Origin of the sequence: Amycolatopsis nivea (assembly GCF_004522235.1) — a bacterium.
Taxonomy (GTDB): Bacteria; Actinomycetota; Actinomycetes; order Mycobacteriales; family Pseudonocardiaceae; genus Amycolatopsis; species Amycolatopsis nivea.
Genome location: NZ_SDLT01000025.1, coordinates 90,973 through 112,399, shown reverse-complemented (window position 1 = coordinate 112,399; position 21,427 = coordinate 90,973). Strand labels below are relative to the sequence as shown.

Annotated in this window: 20 protein-coding genes and 1 pseudogene; 16 read left to right on the top strand and 5 right to left on the bottom strand. The window is 70.3% G+C overall.

All coding sequences use genetic code 11. The features are described 5' to 3' along the window. Genes mftC through mftA form a run of 3 tightly spaced genes read right to left on the bottom strand, consistent with a single transcriptional unit; the run spans nucleotide 1 to nucleotide 1,581 of the window. Entirely contained in the window at nucleotides 1-1,194 is a 1,194-nt protein-coding gene (mftC, locus tag EIZ44_RS26940; protein WP_043833372.1) for a mycofactocin radical SAM maturase, read from the bottom strand. Next, the gene (gene mftB, locus EIZ44_RS26935) at nucleotides 1,194-1,487 is read right to left on the bottom strand and encodes a mycofactocin biosynthesis chaperone MftB (RefSeq protein WP_043833371.1); all 294 of its coding nucleotides are present in this window, start codon (nucleotides 1,485-1,487) and stop codon (nucleotides 1,194-1,196) included. The genes mftC and mftB overlap by 1 nt, the downstream gene beginning before the upstream one ends. Continuing rightward, nucleotides 1,477-1,581: a mycofactocin precursor MftA gene (mftA, locus tag EIZ44_RS26930; protein WP_037819541.1), complete on the bottom strand. Its 105-nt coding sequence runs from the start codon at nucleotides 1,579-1,581 to the stop codon at nucleotides 1,477-1,479. Before mftA ends, mftB begins: the two co-directional genes overlap by 11 nt. Before the next feature lie 191 nt (nucleotides 1,582-1,772). Between mftA and EIZ44_RS45680 the strand changes: the two genes are divergently transcribed. Continuing rightward, nucleotides 1,773-3,602: a PepSY-associated TM helix domain-containing protein gene (locus EIZ44_RS45680; RefSeq protein ID WP_134731943.1), complete on the top strand. Its 1,830-nt coding sequence runs from the start codon at nucleotides 1,773-1,775 to the stop codon at nucleotides 3,600-3,602. Continuing rightward, on the top strand, nucleotides 3,599-4,207 hold the full coding sequence (locus EIZ44_RS26920) for a DUF5134 domain-containing protein (RefSeq protein ID WP_134731941.1): 609 nt from the start codon (nucleotides 3,599-3,601) through the stop codon (nucleotides 4,205-4,207). Before EIZ44_RS45680 ends, EIZ44_RS26920 begins: the two co-directional genes overlap by 4 nt. Nucleotides 4,208-4,714: 507 nt before the next feature. Here the strand turns inward: EIZ44_RS26920 and EIZ44_RS26915 are convergent. Then, nucleotides 4,715-5,455, bottom strand: coding sequence for a zf-HC2 domain-containing protein (locus EIZ44_RS26915; RefSeq protein ID WP_134731939.1), 741 nt, complete (start codon nucleotides 5,453-5,455; stop codon nucleotides 4,715-4,717). 100 nt (nucleotides 5,456-5,555) lie between these two features. On the opposite strand from EIZ44_RS26915, the gene EIZ44_RS26910 reads away from it, so the two are divergent. Further along, a complete protein-coding gene (locus EIZ44_RS26910; protein ID WP_106961353.1) occupies nucleotides 5,556-6,125 on the top strand; it encodes a sigma-70 family RNA polymerase sigma factor in 570 nt (189 codons plus the stop codon). Between the two features lie 464 nt (nucleotides 6,126-6,589). Then, nucleotides 6,590-8,467 (top strand): bifunctional copper resistance protein CopD/cytochrome c oxidase assembly protein, encoded by a 1,878-nt coding sequence (locus EIZ44_RS26900; RefSeq protein WP_238607126.1) that lies wholly within the window; start codon nucleotides 6,590-6,592, stop codon nucleotides 8,465-8,467. Between the two features lie 159 nt (nucleotides 8,468-8,626). On the opposite strand, the gene EIZ44_RS26895 is transcribed toward EIZ44_RS26900, so the two are convergent. Then, complete coding sequence (locus tag EIZ44_RS26895; protein ID WP_134731933.1) at nucleotides 8,627-8,860, bottom strand: hypothetical protein; 234 nt, start codon at nucleotides 8,858-8,860, stop codon at nucleotides 8,627-8,629. A gap of 188 nt (nucleotides 8,861-9,048) precedes the next feature. Here EIZ44_RS26895 and EIZ44_RS26890 point away from each other — a divergent pair, with 188 nt between their 5' ends. The 12 genes and pseudogenes from EIZ44_RS26890 to EIZ44_RS26840 all read left to right on the top strand — a co-directional run bounded on the left by EIZ44_RS26890 (nucleotide 9,049) and on the right by EIZ44_RS26840 (nucleotide 21,413). Then, entirely contained in the window at nucleotides 9,049-11,283 is a 2,235-nt protein-coding gene (locus tag EIZ44_RS26890; protein ID WP_134731931.1) for a heavy metal translocating P-type ATPase, read from the top strand. Between the two features lie 77 nt (nucleotides 11,284-11,360). Then, nucleotides 11,361-11,519, top strand: a pseudogene (locus EIZ44_RS46100) (SDR family NAD(P)-dependent oxidoreductase); the annotation flags it as partial. A 246-nt stretch (nucleotides 11,520-11,765) separates the two neighbouring features. After that, nucleotides 11,766-12,527: a 2,3-dihydro-2,3-dihydroxybenzoate dehydrogenase gene (locus EIZ44_RS45200; protein WP_238608372.1), complete on the top strand. Its 762-nt coding sequence runs from the start codon at nucleotides 11,766-11,768 to the stop codon at nucleotides 12,525-12,527. A 152-nt stretch (nucleotides 12,528-12,679) separates the two neighbouring features. Next, nucleotides 12,680-14,053 (top strand): isochorismate synthase, encoded by a 1,374-nt coding sequence (locus tag EIZ44_RS26880; protein ID WP_240691429.1) that lies wholly within the window; start codon nucleotides 12,680-12,682, stop codon nucleotides 14,051-14,053. Between the two features lie 201 nt (nucleotides 14,054-14,254). Next, nucleotides 14,255-15,856 (top strand): (2,3-dihydroxybenzoyl)adenylate synthase, encoded by a 1,602-nt coding sequence (locus EIZ44_RS26875; protein WP_134666571.1) that lies wholly within the window; start codon nucleotides 14,255-14,257, stop codon nucleotides 15,854-15,856. Nucleotides 15,857-15,859: 3 nt separating this feature from the next. Then, entirely contained in the window at nucleotides 15,860-16,522 is a 663-nt protein-coding gene (locus EIZ44_RS26870) for an isochorismatase family protein (protein WP_134666572.1), read from the top strand. Then, nucleotides 16,519-16,761, top strand: coding sequence for a phosphopantetheine-binding protein (locus EIZ44_RS26865; protein ID WP_134666574.1), 243 nt, complete (start codon nucleotides 16,519-16,521; stop codon nucleotides 16,759-16,761). Before EIZ44_RS26870 ends, EIZ44_RS26865 begins: the two co-directional genes overlap by 4 nt. Beyond that, nucleotides 16,758-17,612 (top strand): siderophore-interacting protein, encoded by an 855-nt coding sequence (locus EIZ44_RS26860; RefSeq protein ID WP_134731927.1) that lies wholly within the window; start codon nucleotides 16,758-16,760, stop codon nucleotides 17,610-17,612. Before EIZ44_RS26865 ends, EIZ44_RS26860 begins: the two co-directional genes overlap by 4 nt. A 27-nt stretch (nucleotides 17,613-17,639) precedes the next feature. Next, the gene (locus EIZ44_RS26855; RefSeq protein ID WP_037819826.1) at nucleotides 17,640-18,641 is read left to right on the top strand and encodes an ABC transporter substrate-binding protein; all 1,002 of its coding nucleotides are present in this window, start codon (nucleotides 17,640-17,642) and stop codon (nucleotides 18,639-18,641) included. Further along, nucleotides 18,638-19,621, top strand: coding sequence for a FecCD family ABC transporter permease (locus tag EIZ44_RS26850; protein ID WP_037819824.1), 984 nt, complete (start codon nucleotides 18,638-18,640; stop codon nucleotides 19,619-19,621). Before EIZ44_RS26855 ends, EIZ44_RS26850 begins: the two co-directional genes overlap by 4 nt. Next, entirely contained in the window at nucleotides 19,618-20,640 is a 1,023-nt protein-coding gene (locus EIZ44_RS26845; protein WP_134731925.1) for a FecCD family ABC transporter permease, read from the top strand. The genes EIZ44_RS26850 and EIZ44_RS26845 overlap by 4 nt, the downstream gene beginning before the upstream one ends. Next, the gene (locus EIZ44_RS26840) at nucleotides 20,637-21,413 is read left to right on the top strand and encodes an ABC transporter ATP-binding protein (RefSeq protein WP_134731923.1); all 777 of its coding nucleotides are present in this window, start codon (nucleotides 20,637-20,639) and stop codon (nucleotides 21,411-21,413) included. The genes EIZ44_RS26845 and EIZ44_RS26840 overlap by 4 nt, the downstream gene beginning before the upstream one ends. Nucleotides 21,414-21,427 lie beyond the last annotated feature (14 nt).

Here is a 21,427-nt window from a genome sequence, read left to right as displayed (position 1 = left end):
TCAGCGGCCCGGTGCCGGGGCGAAGCCGGCGAGCGGGTTTTCGTCGCAGGCCCGGTCCGGCGGACGGCGCATGCCGATGGTCACCGGCACCGGTTCGCGCTTGCGGGTGCGGTGCGAGTGGTCCAGCGACGGTTTCGGCACGCTGCCCGCGGCGACCCCGGCCAGCGCGCGTTCGCCGTGGCCGCGCACGCATTCCGGGTCCGGGCCGTCGAGCGGCAGCCCGGTGAAGAACTTCGCCGCCATGCACCCGCCGCGGCAGGCGTCGAAGGCCGAACACGACGTGCAGGCCCCGCCGCTCTGCGGGCTGCGCAGTTCGGCGAACAGCTCGGATTCTCGCCACACGCTGGTGAATCCGCCTTCGCCGCGGGTGTTTCCGGCGAGGAAGGTGTCGTGGATGGCGAACGGGCACGCGTAGACGTCGCCGACCGGGTCGATCAGGCACACCACCCGGCCCGCGCCGCACAGGTTCAGCCCGGGCAGGCCGCCGTCGCCGTAGCCCGCGAGGTGGAAGAACGAGTCGCCGGTGAGCACGTTTTCGCCGTGTTTCACCAGCCACTCGTACAGCTCCCGCTGCTGGGCGGCGGTGGGGTGCAGTTCGTCCCAGACGTCCGCGCCGCGGCCGGACGGGCGGAGCCGGGTGAGCCGCAGCTGGGCGCCGTAGCGGTCGGCAATGGCTTTGAAGTCGTCGAGCTGCCCCGCATTCTGCCGGGTGACCACGACAGAAATCTTGAAGTTCCCGAATCCGGCCGCGGCGAGGTTCTCCATCGCCCGGATCGCGGTGCGGTAGGAGCCGGGGCCGCGGACGTGGTCGTTGACCTCCTCGGTGGCGCCGTCGAGGGAGATCTGGACGTCGACGTAGTCGCTGCCGGCGAGCCGTTTCGCGACGTCCTCGGTGATCTTGATGCCGTTGGTGGAGAACTTGACCCCGACGTGGTGCTCGGTCGCGTAGTCGACCAGCTCCCAGAAATCGGGCCGGACGGTCGGTTCGCCGCCGCCGATGTTCACGTAGAACACCTGCATGCGCTCGAACTCGTCGATCAGCGCCTTGCATTCCTCGGTGCTGAGCTCGCGCGGATCGCGGCGGCCGGACGAGGAGAGGCAGTGCACGCAGGACAGGTTGCAGGCGTAGGTGAGTTCCCAGGTGAGGCAGATCGGCGCGTCGAGCCCGAACTGGAATTCGTCGACAAGCGGCATCACACGCTCCTCGGATGGATCATGTCCGACGCCGCGAGTGCGGCGAGGGCGGCGCGGTAGCGGGGCAGTTCCGCCTGCGCGACCCCGGCCTGCGCGCACGCGGCGCGGGCGGAGGGGTGGTCGGTCAGCGCCTGCACCGCGGCGAGCATGGTGCGGCTCTTGAGAAAGGACAGCCGGCGGGTGCCGAAGTGGTACAGCAGCGCGCCGAACCGCTCCGGCCGGATGGAGACCCGGCTGTCCAGTTCCCAAGCACCGTCCAGATCGAACGCCGCGGCGCTGCGATCAGTAGACACCGCACATTCCGTCGATGGAGACCTCCTCGACGAGCAATTCGTCGGCTACGACCTCTTCGGCCTTCGTCTCGGCGGCGGTTGTCGTCTCGCTCATCGTGACTCCCTTGTCTCGTGGCGGCGATATTTGACACTTCGTGTCGAATGTGAGGGCGACAATACTGTCACCGAGTGCCAGAAGCAATGCCTCGCCGGTCCGCGGCACCCGAATGGGCGTTCGCCGCGGCCGGGAACCGACTGCCCCGCCGGTCCGACTCCTCAGGAGGCGGACCACGCGAAGGGAGCAGGATGGCCATCGGCATCGACGAGGAACCGGCACGGGTTGCGGGGTGGGCGGCGATCCGGCCGTTAGTGCTGCGGCTGCATTTCTACGCCGGAGTGTTCGTCGGCCCGTTCCTCCTGGTCGCTGCGTTGACCGGGATCGCGTACGTGTGGACGCCGCAGCTGGAGCAAGCCGTCTACGCGCACGAATTGCACGTCCCGGCCGCCGCCGGGGTCGTCCCGCTGGACCAGCAGGTTCTTGTCGCGCGCGGTCAGGTCCCGGACGGGAAAGTCATCGGCGTCCGCCCGGCACCGTCCGCGACCGACACCACCCAGGTGATCTTCGACCGTCCGGGTCTGGAGCCGAGCTATCGGTACACAGTGTTCGTCAACCCGCACGACGGCGAGGTCCGCGGCGCACTGGAAACCTACGGTTCCGGACAGGCGCTGCCAGTCCGCGGCTGGATCGACACCCTCCACCGCAACCTCCATCTCGGCGACTTCGGCCGCCTGTACAGCGAACTCGCGGCCAGCTGGCTGTGGGTGATCACCCTCCTCGGAGCGGCCTTGTGGCTCGGCCGCCGCCGGCGCTTGCGCGCGGTGCTGCTCCCGTCCGCAGGCAAACCCGGCCGGGGACGGCTGCGTTCCTGGCACGGCTCGACCGGCCTGTGGATCGCGGCCGGTTTGCTGTTCCTTTCCGCGACCGGCCTGACGTGGTCGCTGCACGCCGGTGCGAACATCACCGACCTCCGGTCCACTTTGGACTGGACGACGCCGTCGGTCTCGTCGGCCGCCCCGTCGCCCGGCGACGTCGGCTGGCAGGCGGTCCGGGACGCGACCGCACGCGCCGGATTGTCCGACCCAGTGGAAATCCGGCCCCCTTCGGACGGCGGTTACGTGGTGCAGCAGGTCGGCCGGAGCTGGCCGTCCAAACAGGACTCGATGTCGGTTGATCCCGGAACGGGGAAGATCACCGGGACTCTGAGGTTCGCCGACTACCCGCTCGCCGCGAAGCTGAGCCGGTGGGGGATCGACGCGCATATGGGGCTGTTGTTCGGGGTGGCGAACCAGGTGGTGCTGACGCTGCTCGGGGCGGCGTTGGTGTGCGTTGTCTTGTGGGGGTACCGGATGTGGTGGCTGCGGGGCCGTTCCGGGCGGTCCCGGCCTGGTGAGCGGCTGCGCGGCAGCGGAGGCTCTGAGCGACTGGCGGCGGCTGGCGGTCAGTCGCCGGAGGTGCTTGCCGGTCGGGGCGCAGGGCTGCGCGACGTTGCTCCGGGTGGGTCGTTGGTGGGTGTCGAGCCGGTGGGTGGCGAGGTGTCGGCGGCGAGTGCGGCTGGTTCTGGTCGGTCGACGGATGGTGCGCGGTTGCGTGACGTCGCTCCGGGTGGGTCGTTGGTGGGCGTTGAGCCGGTGGGTGGCGAGGTGTCGGTGGGCAGTGAGGCTGATCCAGGTCGACCGACGGATCGTGCGCGGTTGCGTGACGTTGCTCCGAGTGAGTCCTTGGTGAGCATCGAATCGGTATGCGGCGATGCGCCGATGGAGGGTGCGGCTGGCTCCGGTCGGCTGTCCTCGGATGGCACAGGGTTGCGCGTCGACGCTTCCCCGGCACAGCCCTTAGCGGAGTCGGCGTGTCAGGCGCCGACGCGCGGGCTTCGATCCGCTCGGTCGCGAGGCAGGAGCCGTTTTGGCCGACTGCCAGCGCGTGGCGCATGGCGGCGGATCCCCGGTCGAGTGCTGGCCCCGGTCCTGGTCGGATTGGCGGTGGTGGGCTGGTTCCTGCCGGTGTTCGGGGTGTCGTTGCTGGGCTTCCTGGCGGTGGACTGCCTGCTGGGCCTGCGCCGGGAGGCCGTCCGATGATCGCCGAACCGGGTCTGCGGTGGATCCTGACGCTGCTGTTCGCGGCGGGCGGGGCGTTCTGCCTGTACCGATGCGCGCGGCGCCCCGGCTTCAGCGGACGAGTGGCCGACGCACTCCGCGCGGCGATGTGCGCCGGGATGGTCACGATGGCCTGGCCCGCGACCATGACGTTCGCCCGGATGCCGCAGGTCGTGCTGTTCGCGGCGGCAGCCATTTGGTTCGCGGTGAGCACGGCACTGGGATTCGGACACGGACGCCTGCCCGGAGCACACCACGCGCTGATGATGGCCGGGATGGCGTGGATGGCGTTCGTGATGCCGTCGGCGATGGCGGGAATGACGATGTCCGCGACCGCGATGGGCGGCGAGCACGCCGGAATGGACATGGGCGTCGCTGGCATGACCATGACCGGGCACGCGCCTGCGCATGTCGTGGTGGTCGCGGTTGTGCTCGCGGTGGTCTTCCTGGCGGCGGGGATCGCGTGGCTGGCCCGGGCGATCGATCACGCCCGGACGGTCGCCCGCCCCGGACGGCGGGAGGTCGGGCTCGCGATGGAAGGCGTGATGAGCTTGGGGATGGCGGTGATGGCGGTTGCGATGATCTGAGCCTGGCGGGGTGGTTCGGGTGCGCCGCCTTCTGAGATTGAGGTGGGTTTCGGGCCGCGTCTCGCGGCCGGGCCTTTGTTATGGCTGCACAGCCAGAACTCGCTGAGCCTGTCGTCGGGCGAGCTGTGTCTCGCGAGGCGGGCTTCACGGATTTGACTTGAGTGGCTGGTTCTGGGCGGGTGGGACAGATTCCGCGGTGTCCGTTATCGGGCTGGGCAGATGAGTCCTCGCGGGACTGGTGTTAGCCACGAGGGCGGTTGCCCCGCGGTCAGGTCCGCGAGCGGAGAACTTCGCGGGTTCGAGTTGGGCTTCGTGAAGGGTCTCGTCAAAGACGGCTTCGGCAGTTCAAGGTTGAGCCTCGCGCTGCGTCAGCGGCTCCAGGCTGCGCCTGCCTCTCCGGGTTGCGCTTCGCTTCGATTGTTGCCCCAGCGATTGGGCGGCGGATTCCGTGCTCGCACCGCGGGGTTCCGGCTGAGTGAGCTGTCCAGCCGGAACCCCGGGCGGGCGTCAGGCGGCGCGGTGCCGTCCGGTCGGGCGTTGGGAGTCGCGGCCTCGCTTCGGATGCGGGCGGACCAGGGCGAGCGCACCGTGGGTCGGCACGGTGGTGTGGTCCGGGTCGTCGGCGGTGTCGGCGAGGTCGGGGCCGGGCTGGTGCCGGAGGCGGTGCTGCCGGTGGACGGCGTAGAGCAAGGCCAGCCCGACAACGAGGAAGACGTGCGACAGCACCCGCGCGACGGTCACCCGGTCGCCGATCAGGTCGCTGGTCGTGAGCACTGCGAGGACGATCACGAACCCGGTGATCATCGGCAGCTGCCCGGCCGCCGCGCGGGTGCGCAGGGCGGCCCACAGCAGCCCGACGCCGACCGCGAGGTTCCAGGCGGCGCTTTCGTTGATGAGGTGGCCTTCCATGAAACCACCGCCGCTGTGGGCGTTGTCCATGCCGAGCAGTTGCGCGAACGCCAGCCCGCACTGGACCAGGCCGACCAGTCCCAGCGCAACCCGCAGCCCCCATTTTTCCCGCGGCGGGGCCGGGGTTTCAGCGAGGATCCGGCCGGTGAGGTCAGGCACCTCGGGCGCGCTGCGGACCAGCAGGGCACGGCGCAGCGTCGCACTCCGCTCGTACCAGCTCCGGCACGCCGCGCAGGTCTCGAGATGCTGGTCGACCTGCGGTTCGGACAGCGGGCCCGCTTCGCCGTCGAGTCGCGCGGACAGCGCTTCGCAGAAGATTTCACAGCTCACGTCTGTCATAGTCGCTCGGATCCGCGTCCCGGTTCCCGGCGGGTCCGGCGATTTTTCTCCGGCCTGGTCAGGCGACTGTCCCGGACGGGCATGGACTACGGTGATGTCCGTGTCCACCGGCCGCGACAACGACGACGAGCGGATCACCGCGCTGGCCCTCGCCGCCGGCCGCGGCGACCGGGCCGCATTGGAAGCCTGGGTCCGCGCGACGCAAGCCGACGCGTGGCGGTTCCTGGCCCACCGCGCCAGCCCGGCCGAAGCGGACGACCTCACCCAGGAAACGTACCTGCGCGCGTTCGGCTCGCTGCCGAGGTTCGCGGGCCGGTCGTCCTCGAGGACGTGGCTGCTGTCCATCGCCCGCCGCGTCGTCGTGGACCGCATCCGCGCGCGCTCGGTCCGCCCCCGCGAATCCACGACCGCCGACTGGCAGCGCGCGGCCGAGGAACAGTCCGCCCGGACGCGCACCGCGGGCTTCGAAGACCTGATCGAACTGGGCCTGCTCCTGGACACTCTCGACGAGGACCGCCGAGAAGCCCTGGTGCTGACCCAATTCCTGGGCCTGTCGTACGCGGAGGCGGCCGAGGTGTGCGGTTGCCCGGTCGGCACGGTGCGTTCCCGGGTGTCCCGCGCCCGCGACGATCTGCTGCGCGCCCAGGAGGAGAACGACACCGCGATGTGACGCGGGGTCCGTTTCTTCGTCAGGTTGCGCGGTTGTCGGTTGGGGCGGGGTCGTTCGGCGGCGAGGCGGTCCGCTTGGTGGGCAGGGTGCTGTTCGCGTCAGGTAACCGGCGGGTTGGTTGGACGGTTAGCTTCGTCGGGTGGTGGCTGCTCGCTCGACAGTGATCGTCCGGGGCGGGCGGTGATAGGTCGCGGGGGCTGGTGATTTGCTCCCTTCCAGAGCAGAGCAGAGCAGAGCAGAGCAGAGCAGAGCAGAGCAGAGCAGAGCAGAGCAGAGCAGAGCAGAGCAGAGCAGAGCAGAGCAGAGCCATCGTCGGTCCGGCGGGCCGTCGTTCCGCGCGAACTGGATCATGACGTGATCCACGTCGCGGGAACTCGCCCCCACCTCCTTCCGACCACTCTGGTGTGCGCACTATTCCGACCCCGCACCGGCGGGGTTTGCTTGCCGCGGCAGGGGTTGCCGCGGTGGCCGTCGTGGTGGTGGTCGCCGCGGCGGGCGATGTCTATGCCGCTCTCGGCAACCCGGCTCCTGGTCCGGTCACGTCCTTGGGTACCTCCTTGCTTCGGTTGGTTGCCGACGCGGCCGGGGTGGTCTGCGTCGGCGGGTTGGTGTTCGCGGCGTTTCTGAGCCGGCCGGGCGAAGCGGGCCGGCTCTCCCCGGACGGTTACGCGGCGACCCGCACCGCGGCGGCTGCTGCGGGCGTTTGGGCGCTAGCAGCCGCGATGCTGGTGCCGTTCGACGCCGCTGACGCATCAGGGCGGCCGATTTCCGAGGCGTTGCATCTGGCGAAGCTGGCCGTCCTCGTTGACGCCATGGAGGAACCCAAGGCGTGGCTTTGCGTCCTCGCGGTAGCCGCCGTGGTGGCGATCGGCGTTTGGCGCACGTTGACCTGGCGCACCACGGTGCTGTGGCTCGGCCTTGCCCTCGTCGGGTTGCTGCCGAGGGCGATCGCCGGGCACGTCTCCATCGGCGCGTGGCACGACCTGGCCACGAATGCCTTGGTGTGGCACGTGATCGCGGCGGCGTTGTGGACCGGTGCGCTGGTTGCGCTGCTGGTCCACCGCGGCTCAGGCGCGGCACGAGAAATCGCGCTCCGCCGGTATCGACGGCTGGCGACGTGTTGTCTCGTCGTGCTCGCCGCATCCGGAATCGTCGACGGTCTGGCGCTTGCCCGTCCGGCTGGATTATTTACTGGGTATGGCTTTCTCCTCGGGGTGAAGGTCGTGGTCACGGTGGTGTTGGCGGTGCTGATCGCCGTCACGCGCGGCCATTGGCGTGGCGGCACAGCGGCTCTCGTGGCGGAGGTCGTGGTGCTGGCCGGGGCGATGGGCGTCTCGGCCGGGTTGGCGCATCTGGTGCCGCCGGCGTTCGTGGACGATCCGGCAACAGTCGGCGAGACCGTGCTCGGGTACGACCTGCCTGATCCTCCTTCGTTCGCTCGGCTCTTTCTCGATTGGCGTCCGGACTTGCTCCTCGGTGTCGTCGCGGTGCTTGCGGTCGCGGGCTACGCAGTCGGGGCACGGCGTCTCCGCAATCGCGGCGACGACTGGCCTCGCGGCCGGTTCTGGGCGTGGACGTGCGGCTGGGCGACGGTGCTGATCGCGACGTCGTCCGGTCTGGGCACGTACTCGTCCGGAACCTTCAGCCTGCACATGGTCATCCACATGACACTGGCCATGCTCGCCCCGGTGCTGCTCGTGCTCGGCGGACCGGTGACCCTCGCGCTGCGTGCCTTGCCGGTGGCGGGCAAAGGACCGGACGGTCCGCGCGAGTGGCTCGTGGTGCTGCTGCACTCGCGGTTCACGCGCCTGGTCGCGCACCCGCTGGTGGCGTCTGTGGTGTTCGTCGGCTCGTATTACGCGCTGTACTTCTCGGGTCTGTTCGGCGAGGCGATGCGCTACCACTGGGCGCACCAGCTGATGAACCTCCATTTCCTTGTGTCCGGCTACGTTTTCTTCTGGCTGGTGATCGGCGTCGACCGCCCGCCGCGTTCGATGCCGCATCTCGCGCGGCTCGGCATGATGTTCGCGGTGATGCCGTTCCACGCGTTCTTCGGCGTGATCCTGATGAACAAGCAGACCGTGATCGCCGAGACGTTCTACCGCTACCTCTCCCTGCCGTGGATGCCTGACCTCCTTTCGGATCAACGTCTCGGCGGCGGAATCGCCTGGGCCACCGGGGAAATCCCGATGATCGTGGTCGTCGTGGCGCTGCTGGTGCAGTGGGGCCGCCACGACGACCGCGAAGCCGCCCGGCTGGACCGCCGCTTCGACCAAGGCGACGACGACGATTTCGCCGCCTACAACGCGATGCTCGCCAACCTGGCGGCCAGAAGGCAGTAACCGAGGCCCGATGCCCGCCGGTGCGGATCAGGGTCGGCCGCCCCTGAGTTCCACACGACCGGCATCGGTCCGTCGGCCGCTGAATCCGGCCGCCCGCAGATCTCGTGCCCGCGTTGCCGCTCGCGGCGAAGATCTCGTTGCACCGAGCCGATTCCGCCGCTAGACCACCGCAGTCACCACCTTGTCCAAGGCTCCGCCTTTGACGTCGTCGACGAGAACTTTCAGCTGTGCCAAGCTCATCTGCACTCGCTGCCCGAAGTCGTCGGTCAGCACGACGCGACGCTCTGGCGGGGCGGCGTCGTCGAGGAACAGCTCCGGGCAGCCGCAGTCGCAGTTGCCGCAGAACGTGGTCACGTGCTGAAGGTTTCCTGCTGAGCCAAGGGTTTCGGACATTTTCGCTCCTGTCTGATCGGGTTGGGTCGGGCACTGCCACCATCCGGATAGTCGTCGGGGAGAGCCGAAAGGTTCCCAAGTCACCCGAAGGAGTGGCGGCGGAAAACAGGCGTACGATGGAAATCGGTCCGCCTTCCCCGGCCCGGCACTGCCACCGACTTCGTGCCCGTCCTGGAATCCGGAGAACCATGTCTACGCAGACCGCCGCCCCCGCGGCGACCCCGACCCGTCAACTCGATCTCGCCGTCGGCGGGATGACCTGTGCCGCCTGTGCGGCGCGCGTCGAGCGATCCCTTGGCAAACTCGACGGCGTCCGCGCCACGGTGAACTACGCGACCGAACGCGCGACTGTCCACTATCCGCCTGACCTCGACCCCGCTTCGCTGGTCGCGACGATCGAACGCGCGGGCTACACCGCGGCTGTCCGCGGCGAAGCGACCCCGGAAAACCGCGACGCGCGGGTCCGCGACCTGCGCCGCCGGCTGATCGTGGCGGCGGTGCTGGCCGTCCCGCTCGGCAACCTTTCGATCACGCTCGCGCTCGTGCCGTCGCTGCGATTCCCGTTGTGGGAGCTGGTGTGCCTGCTGCTCGCGACCCCGGTCGTGTTCTGGTCGGCGGCACCGTTCCACCGGGCCGCGCTGCGCAATCTGCGGCACCGGTCGTCCAGTATGGACACGCTCGTTTCCTTGGGCATGCTGGCGTCCTACCTGTGGTCGGCGGTTTCGGTGCTGATCGGATCGGGCAGTGAGGCGGGCTACTGGATCGGGTTCGGCGCGACCGCGCCGGGCGCGGATTCGGTGTACCTCGACGTCGCGGCCGGAGTGACCACGTTCTTGCTCGCCGGCCGGTACTTCGAGGCGCGGTCCCGGCGTGGTGCGGCGGACCTGCTCGGCGCGCTGGACGCGCTGGCGGCGAAGGACGTGCGGATTCTGCGCGCGGACGGTGAAGAGCTGGTCGGAATCGGCGAACTGGCGGTAGGTGACCGGTTCGTGGTGCGACCGGGGGAGAAGATCGCCGCGGACGGAACCGTCGACAGCGGTCTGTCCACAGTGGATGTCAGCGCTATCACGGGCGAACCCGTTCCTGCGGAGGTCGGGCCGGGAAACCGGGTGATCGGCGGGAGCATCAACCTGAACGGCCGGCTGGTGGTGCGTGCGGAGGCCGTGGGAGCGCGATCGCAGCTGGCGCAGATGAGTGCGCTCGCCGAGCGCGCGCAGGAGCGGAAGGCGGCGGTGCAACGGCTGGCCGACCGGGTGTGCGCGGTCTTCGTCCCGGTGGTGTCGGCGTTGGCGGTGCTCACCCTCGCGGGGTGGTTGCTCACCGGGAATCCGGTGAGGGACGCGTTCGGCGCGGCGGTGTCCGTGCTGATCATCGCGTGCCCGTGCGCGTTGGGGCTCGCGACGCCGACCGCGCTGATGGTCGGCGTCGGGCGGGGTGCCCAGCTCGGGATCCTCGTAAAGGGGCCGGATGCTCTCGAGGCGAGCCGGACGGTCGACACCGTCGTGCTGGACAAGACCGGCACCGTAACGGAGGGGCGGATGACTCTCTCCGAGACCCGGGCGTTCGGATCGTTCTCGCCGACGGAGGTGCTTCATCTCGCGGCCGCGGTCGAAGCGTCGTCAGAACACCCGATTGCCGCGGCGATTGTCGCTGCTGGCCCGGCGGTGCTTCCGGCTGCTGAATTCGAGGCACTGCCCGGGCTGGGTGCCCGCGGTGTGGTTGAGGGAACGGCGGTGGTCGTCGGGCGGCCGAGGTTGCTGGCGGACGAAGGGATTTCGGTTGGCCCTGAGGTCGAAGCCGCGGTGGCGTCGGCGGAGGCCGGCGGGGCGACGGTGGTGCTCGTGTCGGCGGCCGGTCAGGTCGCGGGCATGCTCGCCGTGCGGGACGAGGTGAAGCCTTCGGCGCGGGCGGCGGTCGCGCAATTGCATCGGCTGGGGTTGAAAACAGTGCTGCTGACCGGCGACAACGAGGTGACGGCCCAGGCGGTCGCCGCGGAGGTCGGGATTCCCGACGTGCTCGCCGGAGTCTTGCCGAGCGAGAAGGCGGCGGCGGTGTCTGCGTTGCAGGACAAGGGGCATCGGGTGGCGATGGTCGGCGACGGGGTGAACGACGCTCCGGCGCTGGCGACCGCTGATCTCGGGCTGGCAGTCGCCGAGGGGACCGATCTCGCCTTGCGGTCAGCCGACATCATCCTCGTCCGCGACGACCTCTCGGTGCTTCCGGACGCGATCCGTCTCGCGCAACGCACGTTGCGCACCATTCGGGGGAATCTCGTCTGGGCGTTCGGGTACAACGTGGCCGCGCTGCCGCTCGCCGCGTGCGGACTGCTGAACCCGCTGATCGCGGGGGCGGCGATGTCGCTGTCGTCGGTGCTGGTGGTGGCCAACAGCCTGCGATTGCGGAACTTCGCGCCGGGTCGCTGAGCCCGGGGTGGGCGGGATCACCCTGGCCGACGCTCACTCGATTAGGTTAGGTTTGCCTAATCAGTCGGCGACGGAGGGTGAGGTGCGCGGTGACGCGGGACGCGGGAGCCGGGATCGAAGGGCGGATCGCGCTGGTGACCGGCGGTGCGCGCGGGATCGGGGCGGCCGTCGTGGGGGCGCTCGCCCGAGCCGGTGCCGTGGTGGCTGCGGTGGACATCGACGAGGAGGGGTTGCGGGAGGTCGCGGCGCGGGACTACGGCGCGGGGCTGGGCCGGGCGGATGTCCGAGGTGATTCGGACGCCGGCGCCGGTGAAGATACTGTGCGGGCTTCTGTTGCGGTGGAAGCGTCCGCGGCGCGTGCTGGCGAGCGAGTTTCTGGGGGTGTCCCGGCGGGGACACTCGCGGGTGGCGACGTCGCCGGGAGTTCTGCGGCGGCGGGTGGCGATGGCGCACGGCCTTCCGGGGTTGCGGCTGAAGGGGATTTGTCGAGCGGTGCAGTGCCGACTTCTGCTGATGGGGCAGCGGAGGTGGTCGCTGCGCTGGTAGCCGACGGCGGCGTTGATACGGCGCGGGCTCACGCGGCTGGCGACGCCGGGCGGCCGGTTGACGTCCAGCCGTCGGCCGGTGGGCACGTGGTGCCGTTCGTGGCGGATGTCGGGGATCCGGCGGCGGTCGCGCGGGTCGTGGCGGACGTCGAGCGGGAGTTGGGGCCGATCGGGATCGGGGTCTCGGTCGCGGGGGTGCTGCGGCCCGGGTCGGTGGGGGAGACCAGCGACGAGGACTGGGCGGCGACCTTCGCGGTCAACTCGACCGGGGTTTTCACTGTGCTGCGCGAGATCTCCCGGAGGATGCAGCCGAGGGGGAGCGGGGCGCTGGTCACCGTCGGGTCGAACGCGGCCGGTGTCCCGCGGACCGGGATGGCGGCTTACGCGGCTTCGAAGGCCGCGGCGACCATGCTCACCCGCTGTCTCGGGCTGGAGCTCGCCGGGTCGGGGATCCGGTGCAACATCGTCTCGCCGGGGTCGACGGACACCGACATGCAACGTCTACTGTGGACGGACGACTCCGGCGAACACCGGGTTATCGCAGGGAATCCGGAGCAGTTCCGCGTCGGGATTCCGCTCGGGCGGATCGCCGATCCCGCCGACATCGCGGACGCGGTGCTGTTCCTCGCGTCCGACCGGGCCCGGCACATCACCATGCAGAACCTCTACGTCGACGGCGGGGCCACGCTTCGCGCGTGACCCGGGTCGATCCGCCGGGCGGCTTTTCCTTTTCGTCCGGATACGTTACTGTCCATTAGGTTAGGCTAACCGAACAGTCAAGGTCCGGACCTTGTGCAGGAACGGACGGGGCGGCTCGGCCGCCTGCGCGTGTGCGAAAGGGAATTCACCTCGTGTCCTCACCTGCTCCGGCCCGTCCGCGGCCGGTCCACCGGGCGGCGGATCTCCTGGCCGCGTACCTGCCGGGGTCGTTCTACTACTCGTCGGCCCGCGGGGTGCTGCTCGCCGACGGGGTGCACTCGCACGTCCGCGGCACGACGGGCAACCGGGCCGCGGCGGCTGCCGAGGCGTTGGAAGCCGCGGTGCTGGCGGGGGTCGCGAATCCGGTCGTGGTGGGGGCGATCGGGTTCCGGCCGGATTCCGGGAGCAGCTTGATCGTGCCCGCGGTGGTGCGGCGGGCCGAGATGCCGGGCGACGGCGGCCTGCGAATGGGGGAAAGTTCGCGGGTCGTGGGCGATGCGGCGGAGTCCGGCGGGGACGCGGGTGAGTGTTCGCAGGCGGCCGAGTTCGGCGGGAACGCAGGCGGGCGTTCGCAGGTGGCGAGCAGTGCGGTGGAGCCTGATGGGAACCAGAGTGCGGCCGTCGCCGGATCGCGTAGCGGTTCAGGCGTCGACGGCATCGATGCCGCCACCTCCTGGACCGTAATCCCGCAGCCAGCGCCCGAGGTTTATGCCGAAAGCGTCCGTCGGGCGGTCAATCTCATCGGTGACGGGGAACTTCGCAAGGTCGTCCTCGCCCGGGCGCTGGATCTCGTGGGCGGGCAAGGGGTATCCGTGCGAAAACTCCTCCGTAACCTCGTCGTGGCGGATCCTGCGGCGCATGCCTTTGCTGTCGACGTCAGTGCGCCTGGGGATCCGGCGCCGCGGACGCTCGTCGGGGCCAGTCCGGAGTTGCTGGTGTCTCGCAAGGGGAACGTCGTGACCGCGAATCCGCTTGCCGGGTCGCGGCGGAGGACGGGGGATCCGGCGCAGGACGCGCAGGCGATTGCGGAGCTGCGAGTGTCCGAAAAGGACCTCAACGAGCATGCCCTCGTCGCCGCGCAGGTGGCGGAGGTGTTGGGACGCTACTGCACTGAGCTGGACGTTCCGGAAGAGCCGGAAGTGATTGGCACGCCTACGATGTGGCACCTTTCTACCCGGATCACCGGGCGCGTGGGGGCGGGTGGGCCGTCGTCGTTGGAGTTGGCTGAGGCGTTGCATCCGACGCCTGCGGTGTGCGGTGTGCCGGTCGATCTGGCGCGCGACACGATTGCGCGGCTCGAGGCCGAGGATCGCGGGTATTACGCGGGGCTCGTCGGGTGGACCGATCTCGCGGGGGACGGTGAATGGGTCGTCACGATCCGGTGTGCCGAGGTGTCCGACAAGACCGCGCGGTTGTTCGCGGGGGCGGGAGTCGTCGCCGGGTCTGATCCGGCGGCGGAATTGGCGGAGACCAGTGCGAAGTTCGGGACGCTGCTGCGTGCGCTCGGTGCGGAGGGGGTCGCGTGAGTTTGTGGCTGGAAGCGGCGGCGAGCGGATGTCGGCGAGGCAGGACGTTGCTGGGTGCGGAGGAGACCGCGGCGCGGTATCGGGCGAGTAGGTGTCAGCGAGGACTGACTGTGTGCGGGGAAGTCGCGTGAGTTTGTGGCTGGAAGCCGCGGCAAGCGGGTGTCGACGAGACCGGACGTTGCTGAGCGCGGAGGGCGACGCATGAGCTTGTGGCCAGAGGAAACCGCAGCGCAGTACCGGGCCAGTGGGTACTGGCGGGGACAAACATTCGGAGCCTTGCTCACCTCGCTCAAGGAGGCGTACGCGGACCGCACGGCGGTGGTCGGCGAAGGGCAGCGCTGGACGTTCGCCGAGGTGGACGAGCGGGCGCATCGGCTGGCCGCCGGGTTTGTCGCGAGCGGGATCGGGCAGGGCGATCGGGTCGTCGTGCAGTTGCCGAATATTCCGGAGTTCGTGTCGGTCGTCTTCGGGTTGTGGCGGGCCGGGGCGGTGCCGGTGTTCGCGTTGCCTGCGCATCGGGACAGCGAGTTGCGGCACTTCGCCGAGCAGAGCGACGCGAAAGCGATCCTTACCGTCGGCGAGCATGCTGGGCATGATCACGCGAAGATGGCACGGGAAGTCGCGCAGCAGCAGCGGAAAGTCTTCGTCGTCGGAGAACCGGAATTCGCGGCGTTGGCGGCGACCGCGCCGCGGGAGTTGCCGGAGCCGGATTCGGAGGGGATGGCGTTTCTGCAGCTGTCCGGTGGAAGCACTGGGTTGCCCAAGCTGATTCCGCGGACGCACGACGATTATCTGTACAGCGTGCGGGAGAGTGCGCGGATTTGCGGGCTCAAGAAGGAGAGCGTGTATCTCGCGGCGTTGCCTGTCGCGCATAATTTTCCGCTCAGTTCTCCTGGGTTGCTCGGTGCGTTGCATGCGGGGGCGGCCACGGTGATGGCGCCGCGGCCGGACGCTGATACCGCGTTTCGGTTGATCGAGGCTGAGGGCGTCACGATCAGCGGGGTCGTTCCGCCGTTGGCGGCGGCTTGGGTGCAGGCGGCGGCGCGGACCGAGCGGGATCTGTCCTCTTTGGACGTTCTGCTGGTCGGCGGGGCGAAGTGCGGCCGGGAACTCGCGGAACGTATCGGTCCGGCGCTGGGGTGCCGGCTGCAGCAGGTGTTCGGCATGGCGGAGGGGCTCGTTTGCTACACCCGGCTGGACGATCCGGCGGACCTCGTGCTCAGCACCCAGGGGCGGCCGATTTCGCCGGACGACGAGGTGCGGGTCGTGAATCCGGACGATCCGCTGGCGAAGTCGGACGATCTTGTCGAGCCGGGTGAAATCGGTGCGTTGCTTACGCGCGGGCCGTACACGATTCGCGGGTACTACAACGCCGCTGAGCACAACAAGACCGCGTTTACCGAGGACGGGTTTTACCGCACCGGCGATTTGGTGCGGCAAAAGGAATCCGGGCACCTCGAGGTCGTGGGGCGGGCGAAGGAACAGATCAACCGCGGCGGCGAAAAAGTCGCGGCGGAAGAGGTCGAGAACCATCTGATGGCGCATCCGGGCGTGCTCGACGCCGCCGTCGTCGCGGTGCCGGACGAGTATCTCGGCGAGCGGACCTGTGCGTACGTCGTTCCGGCGGACGGGGAGCAGCCCAGCGCGGCGGAACTGCGCCGGTTCGTGCGCGGGCGCGGGGTGGCCGCGTTCAAGGTGCCGGATCTGGTGGAGGTGGTCGGGGAGTTCCCGGTCACCGGCGTGGGCAAGACCAGCAAACGCGAACTGCGGGCGGCGCTGGCCGCCCTGGCGAAGGAGAGGTGAAGCGTGTCCCTGCCGAGAATCCGGGCGTACCCGCTGCCGGCGGCGGCGGACCTGCCCGCGGGCCGGGTCGGGTGGCGGCCCGACCCGGCGCGGGCGGCTTTGCTCGTGCACGACGTCCAGCGGTATTTCCTTGCCCCGTACGAGGGTTCGCCGATTCCGGAGATGGTGGCGAACATCGCGGAGCTCGCCGAGAAGGCGCGGAGCTACGGCATGCCGGTGTTCTACACCGCGCAGCCGGGCAAGCAGCCCGCCGCCGATCGCGGGCTGCTCACCGAATTCTGGGGCGACGGCATCGGCGCGGTGATCGACGACGACCCGCGCGCGGCGGACATCGTCGACGAGCTGGCTCCGCGGCCGGGCGACACCGTGCTGGACAAATGGCGCTACAGCGCGTTCCAGCGCAGCTCTTTCCGCGAGCAGCTCGGCGACCGCGACCAGTTGCTGATCACCGGCGTGTACGCGCACATCGGCTGCCAGACGACGGCGGTCGAGGCGTTCATGCGCGACGTCCGGCCGTTCCTGATCAGCGACGCGGTCGCGGACTTCGACCGCTCCCGGCACGACCAGGCGTGCGAGTACGTCGCGCAACGCTGCGGCGTCGTCACCACCACCGCCGACGCGCTCGCCGCGCTGTCGGCGCCGATTCCCGCAGGAGCACCTCGATGAGCACCCCCGGACTGACTGCCGAGCAGGTCAACGCCGACGTCGCCGACCTGCTCGGCTGCGGCCTCGACGAGCTGACCCCGGACACCGATCTCGCCGACCTCGGCCTCGATTCGATGCGGATCATGAGCCTGGTCGAGAAGTGGCGCGGCGCGGGCGCGCCCCAGCTGGAGTTCGCCGACCTCGCCGAGGACCCGCGGCTCGGGCACTGGACGAAGCTGCTCACCGGCGGCTCGCAGTGAGCCGGGATACCCACCGGCACCGCCACACCGCCCGGATCGCGGAGGTCCGCGCGGGGCGGCAGGCCGAGAAAGTGCCGTACCCCATCCGGATCCGGCGCGCCGAGGTCGTGCGGACCAGCGCGGTCGGCGCGGGACTGCTGCGCGTCACCCTCGGCGGACCGGGCACGGCCGGGTTCGAGGCGCATTCGCCGGATGAGCACGTGAAGATCCTTTTCCCGGACGCGGACGGCGAGCTTCGGCTGCCCGAGGCGAACGGTGACATGCTCCGCTGGCCGAAGCCGTCGCCGGTTTCGCGCGAGTACACCGTCCGCCGCTACGACCCGGCGTCCGGCGAGCTGGACCTCGACGTCGCGCTGCACGACGGCGGTCTCGGCTCGGACTGGGCGCGCGCGGTGCGGCCGGGCGAGACCGTGCACGTCGCCGGTCCGCCGGGCGGGCTGATCGTGCCGCACAACTACGACCGCTACCTGCTCGCCGGCGACATCACGGCGCTGCCCGCCCTCGCGCGCTGGCTGGAGGAACTGCCGCGGACCGCTGCGGGCTGGGCGTTCGCCGAGGTCGCCGACGCGAGCGAGGAGATCGACCTCGACGCGCCGGACGGCGTCGAAGTCCATTGGCTGCACCGCGGAACCGCCGCACCGGGCAGCGTCGAGATGCTCGCCGACGCCGTGCGCGAAGTCAAGGTGCCGGAAGGCGAACGGCTTTACGCGTGGATCGCCGGGGAAGCGGGCGCGATCAAGCCGCTGCGCCGCTGGCTGCGCGACGACCTCGGGCTCGCCCGCGAGGACTACGACGTGACCGGCTACTGGAAACGCGGCGTCGCGGACTTCGACGACGAGCACGACCACTGATTCATCAGCAACAGCAAGGACCCTCGCATGACCGTCACCAGAAAGACCCGTCTCGCCGCCGCTGCCCTCGCGGTCGCCCTCACCGTCGTCGCCGGCTGTGGTTCCGGCGACGCGCAGAGCAGCAGCGGGAGCGACGCCCCGACCCGCGTGTTCGCCGCTGACAACGGCGAGATCAAGATCCCGGTCAAGCCCAAGCGGGTGATCGCGACCGGTTACGCGGTTCCGGCGCTGCTCGAGGCGAAGGCGCCGCTCGTCGGGATTTCGACGTGGAAGCGCGGCCTGCCGATGATGACGACCGAGGACCGCAAGAAGTACGACGAGCTGCCGAAGGTCGCGGGCGAGCAGGCGGCCGAGACGAATTACGAGGCGATCGCGCAGGCCGATCCGGACCTGATCGTGATCGGCGTGCCGAAGCCGGTGCTCGCCGACATCGACGTCAAGCGGCTGCAGGAGATCGCGCCGGTCGTGGCGATCGGCCCGTCGGTGCCGTCGGCGTGGCGGGAGCTTTCGCGCAAGCAGTCCGACGCGGCCGGCGCGCTGGCCGGGTTCGACGCCGCGCGCCAGGAGTACGAGGCGAAGGCGAAGCAGCTCGCGGACAAGTACAAAGCCGTGCTGCCGCAGCTGAAACTGGGGCACGTCGGCGCGTACGGCGAGGTCGCGAAGGGCAACTTCCAGCGCGAGTTCAAGGATTCCTGGGGCACCAACGTCGCGCAGGACATCGGCGCGAACTACTTCGGCCAGGTGAAGGTCAAGGGCGGCGGTTCGAAGGACGTCAGCGAGTACCCGTCGATCGAGGAGCTGCCGACCGCGTTCGCGCAGGCGGACGCGATCACCTACTCGGTGAAGCCGGACGGCTCGGTGCCGCCCGCGGTGAAGTACGTGCTCGATTCGCCGCTGTGGAAGGAACTTCCCGCGGTGAAGGCGGGCAAGACGTTCGCCTTCCGCTACACCGAAGCGGCCACCTACCGGGCGGCGATGAAGACGCTGGACGCGGTGGACCAGGCGTTCGCGCCGCTGCTGAAGAAGTGACCGCGCGCAGCCGGACCGCGCTGCTGGCCGCCGCCGTCGTCCTGCTGGCGGCGGTGGCCGTGGTCAGCGTGGGCGTCGGCGCGCACGGCATCGCGCCGGCGGAGGTGCTCCAGGCCATCTTCGGGCACGGCGATCCGGCCGATCAGGCGGTGGTGCGCGACGTCCGCGCGCCGCGTGCGCTGCTGGCGGTCGGCGTCGGCGCTGCGCTGGCGGTGGCCGGGGTGCTCGTCCAGGTGCTGTCGCGCAATCCGCTCGCCGAACCTGGCGTGCTCGGCGTGACGGCCGGGGCCGGGTTCGCCATCACGATCGGTTCCGCGCTCGGCATCGCCGTTTCCGCGTCGGGGGAGTTGCTGTTCGCGGTGCTCGGCGCGGTGCTGGCGACCCTGCTGGTCTACGCGGTCGGCCGGCGGTCGCCGTTGCGGATGGTGCTGACCGGCACCGCGCTGACGTTCGTGCTCAGCGGCGTTTCGCTCGGGCTGCGGTTGCTGCTGCCGGACACCTTCGACCGGTACCGGTTCTGGGCGGTCGGTTCGCTGGCCGGACGGGAACAGGCTCCGCTGACGGTACCGTTGATCGTCATCGCGGTGAGCGTGGTCGCCGCGTTTCTGCTGAGCCGCCAGCTGAATGCGCTTGCGCTGGGCGACACCGTCGCGCACACGCTCGGCGCGCGCGTGGCCCGGATACGTGCGGTGACGCTGTTGTTGATCACCCTGCTGGCGGGGGCGGCGACAGCGGTGGCCGGGCCGATTCTGTTCGTCGGCCTGATCGTGCCGCATCTCGCGCGCCGAGCAGCGGGTGCGTCGGTGCCGTGGCTGACCGCGTTCGCGGTGGTGCTGGGCCCGATTCTGCTGCTGGTCTCGGACATCGGCTCGCGCGTGCTGCTGCCGACCGGCGAGGTGCCGGTCGCGATCGTGACGGCGTTCGTCGGCGGTCCGGTGCTGATCTGGGCGGTCCGCAAGTACGGGACGGCCGCGTTATGACCGCGTTCGTGTTCCGCCGAGGGCGGATTTCGTTGCGGGTCGAGCGTCGCACGGTCGTTCTCGTCGCCGTGCTCGGCGTCGTTCTCGCCGGGCTCGCATTGCTGGGGCTTTGCTACGGCGCGGCCTGGGCGAGTCCGGCGCGGGTGTTCGCCGCGCTCGGCGGGTCCGGCGGCGGACCGGGCGTGGTGATCCGCGAATGGCGGTTGCCGCGCGTGGCGGCCGGGCTGGTGTTCGGGGCCGCGCTCGGGCTGGCCGGGGCGATTTTCCAGAACGTCACGCGGAATCCGCTCGGCAGCCCGGACGTGATCGGTCTCGACTCCGGTGCTTACACCGGCGCGTTGATCGCGATGACGGTGCTGTCCGGGTCGTCGGCGCAGCTGACGTTCGCGTCGGTGGTCGGCGGGCTGATCACCGCGGCCGCGGTCTATCTGCTGTCGATGGGCGGCAGCCGGTCCGGGTTGCGGCTGATCGTCATCGGGATCGCGATCAACGCGATGCTGACCGCGTTGAACTCGTGGATCGTGCTGCGCGCCGACCTCGAGGTGGCGATTGCCGCGGTCGGCTGGAGCGCCGGTTCGCTCAACGGCATCGGATGGAGCGACGTCGCGGTGCCGTTCGGGGTGCTGGCTGTGCTGTTCGCGGTGCTGCTGACCCGCGCGCCCGCGCTGCACCAGGCGGCGCTCGGCACGGAACTCGCGGTGACGACGGGCGTCCGGCACGAATCCCTGCGGCTGCAGCTGGTCGTGATCGGTGTCGCCTGCACGGCGACGGTCACCGCGGTAGCCGGGCCGATCGCGTTCGTCGCGCTCGCCGCGCCGCAGATCGGCCGCCGTCTCGCCCGCGCGCCCGGCATTCCGCTGCTGCCCGCGGCACTGACCGGTGCGCTGCTGCTTGCCGGTGCCGACCTCGTCGCGCAGATGCTGCTCGCCCCGGTCTCGCTGCCGGTCGGCGTGGTCAGCACGGCGATCGGCGGCTGCTACCTGATCTGGCTGCTCACCAAGGAGGTGCGGCGGAAGTGACCGCCCGCTTGACCGCGCGGGACCTCACCCTGCGCTACGGCGACCGCGTCGTGTCGACGCGGTTGCGGCTCGACGTGCCCGACCGCGCGTTCACCGCGGTGGTCGGCCCGAACGCGTGCGGCAAATCGACATTGCTGCGCGCGTTCGTCCGGCTGCTCCGCCCGTCCGACGGCGGCGTCACCTTCGACGGCCGCGAGGTCGGGGCGTATCCGGCCAAGGCCTTGGCGCAGGAACTCGGCTTCCTGCCGCAGGATCCGTCCGCGCCGGAGGACGTCCGCGTCCGGCAGCTGGTCGCGCGCGGGCGGTTCCCGCACCAGTCGCTGCTGTCGTCGTGGTCCGAGGAGGACGAGACCGCGGTGGTCGGCGCGATGACCGCGGCCGGCGTCGCCGGGCTGGCCGACCGTCCGGTGCAGGAGCTGTCCGGCGGGCAGCGGCAGCGCGTGTGGATCGCGGTCGTGCTCGCGCAGCGCACGCCGTACCTGCTGCTCGACGAACCGACGTCGTTCCTCGACATCGCGCACCAGTATCAAGTGCTGGAGCTGCTGAAGCGGCTGCGCGACGAGGGCCGCACGGTGATCGCGGTGCTGCACGACATCAACCAGGCCTGCCGGTACGCCGACCACGTCGTCGCCATGCGCGACGGCCGGGTCGTGGCCGAGGGCGAGCCCGGCGAGGTCGTGGACGCCGCGCTGATCAAGGAAGTCTTCGACCTGCCGAGCGTCGTGGTGCCCGATCCGGTCACCGGCACGCCGATGGTCGTGCCGTCGCTCTGACCCCGGGAGTCACC

Bases quoted from the DNA above. Each gene is read 5' to 3' on its own strand.
- EIZ44_RS26845 (WP_134731925.1), top strand. From the start codon at position 19,618: ATGACCGCGTTCGTGTTCCGCCGAGGGCGGATTTCGTTGCGGGTCGAG.
- EIZ44_RS26890 (WP_134731931.1), top strand. From the start codon at position 9,049: ATGTCTACGCAGACCGCCGCCCCCGCGGCGACCCCGACCCGTCAACTC.
- EIZ44_RS26855 (WP_037819826.1), top strand. From the start codon at position 17,640: ATGACCGTCACCAGAAAGACCCGTCTCGCCGCCGCTGCCCTCGCGGTC.
- mftC (WP_043833372.1), bottom strand. From the start codon at position 1,194: ATGCCGCTTGTCGACGAATTCCAGTTCGGGCTCGACGCGCCGATCTGC.
- EIZ44_RS26865 (WP_134666574.1), top strand. From the start codon at position 16,519: ATGAGCACCCCCGGACTGACTGCCGAGCAGGTCAACGCCGACGTCGCC.
- EIZ44_RS26920 (WP_134731941.1), top strand. From the start codon at position 3,599: ATGATCGCCGAACCGGGTCTGCGGTGGATCCTGACGCTGCTGTTCGCG.
- EIZ44_RS26895 (WP_134731933.1), bottom strand. From the start codon at position 8,860: ATGTCCGAAACCCTTGGCTCAGCAGGAAACCTTCAGCACGTGACCACG.
- mftA (WP_037819541.1), bottom strand. From the start codon at position 1,581: ATGAGCGAGACGACAACCGCCGCCGAGACGAAGGCCGAAGAGGTCGTA.
- EIZ44_RS26875 (WP_134666571.1), top strand. From the start codon at position 14,255: ATGAGCTTGTGGCCAGAGGAAACCGCAGCGCAGTACCGGGCCAGTGGG.
- EIZ44_RS45680 (WP_134731943.1), top strand. From the start codon at position 1,773: ATGGCCATCGGCATCGACGAGGAACCGGCACGGGTTGCGGGGTGGGCG.
- EIZ44_RS26915 (WP_134731939.1), bottom strand. From the start codon at position 5,455: ATGACAGACGTGAGCTGTGAAATCTTCTGCGAAGCGCTGTCCGCGCGA.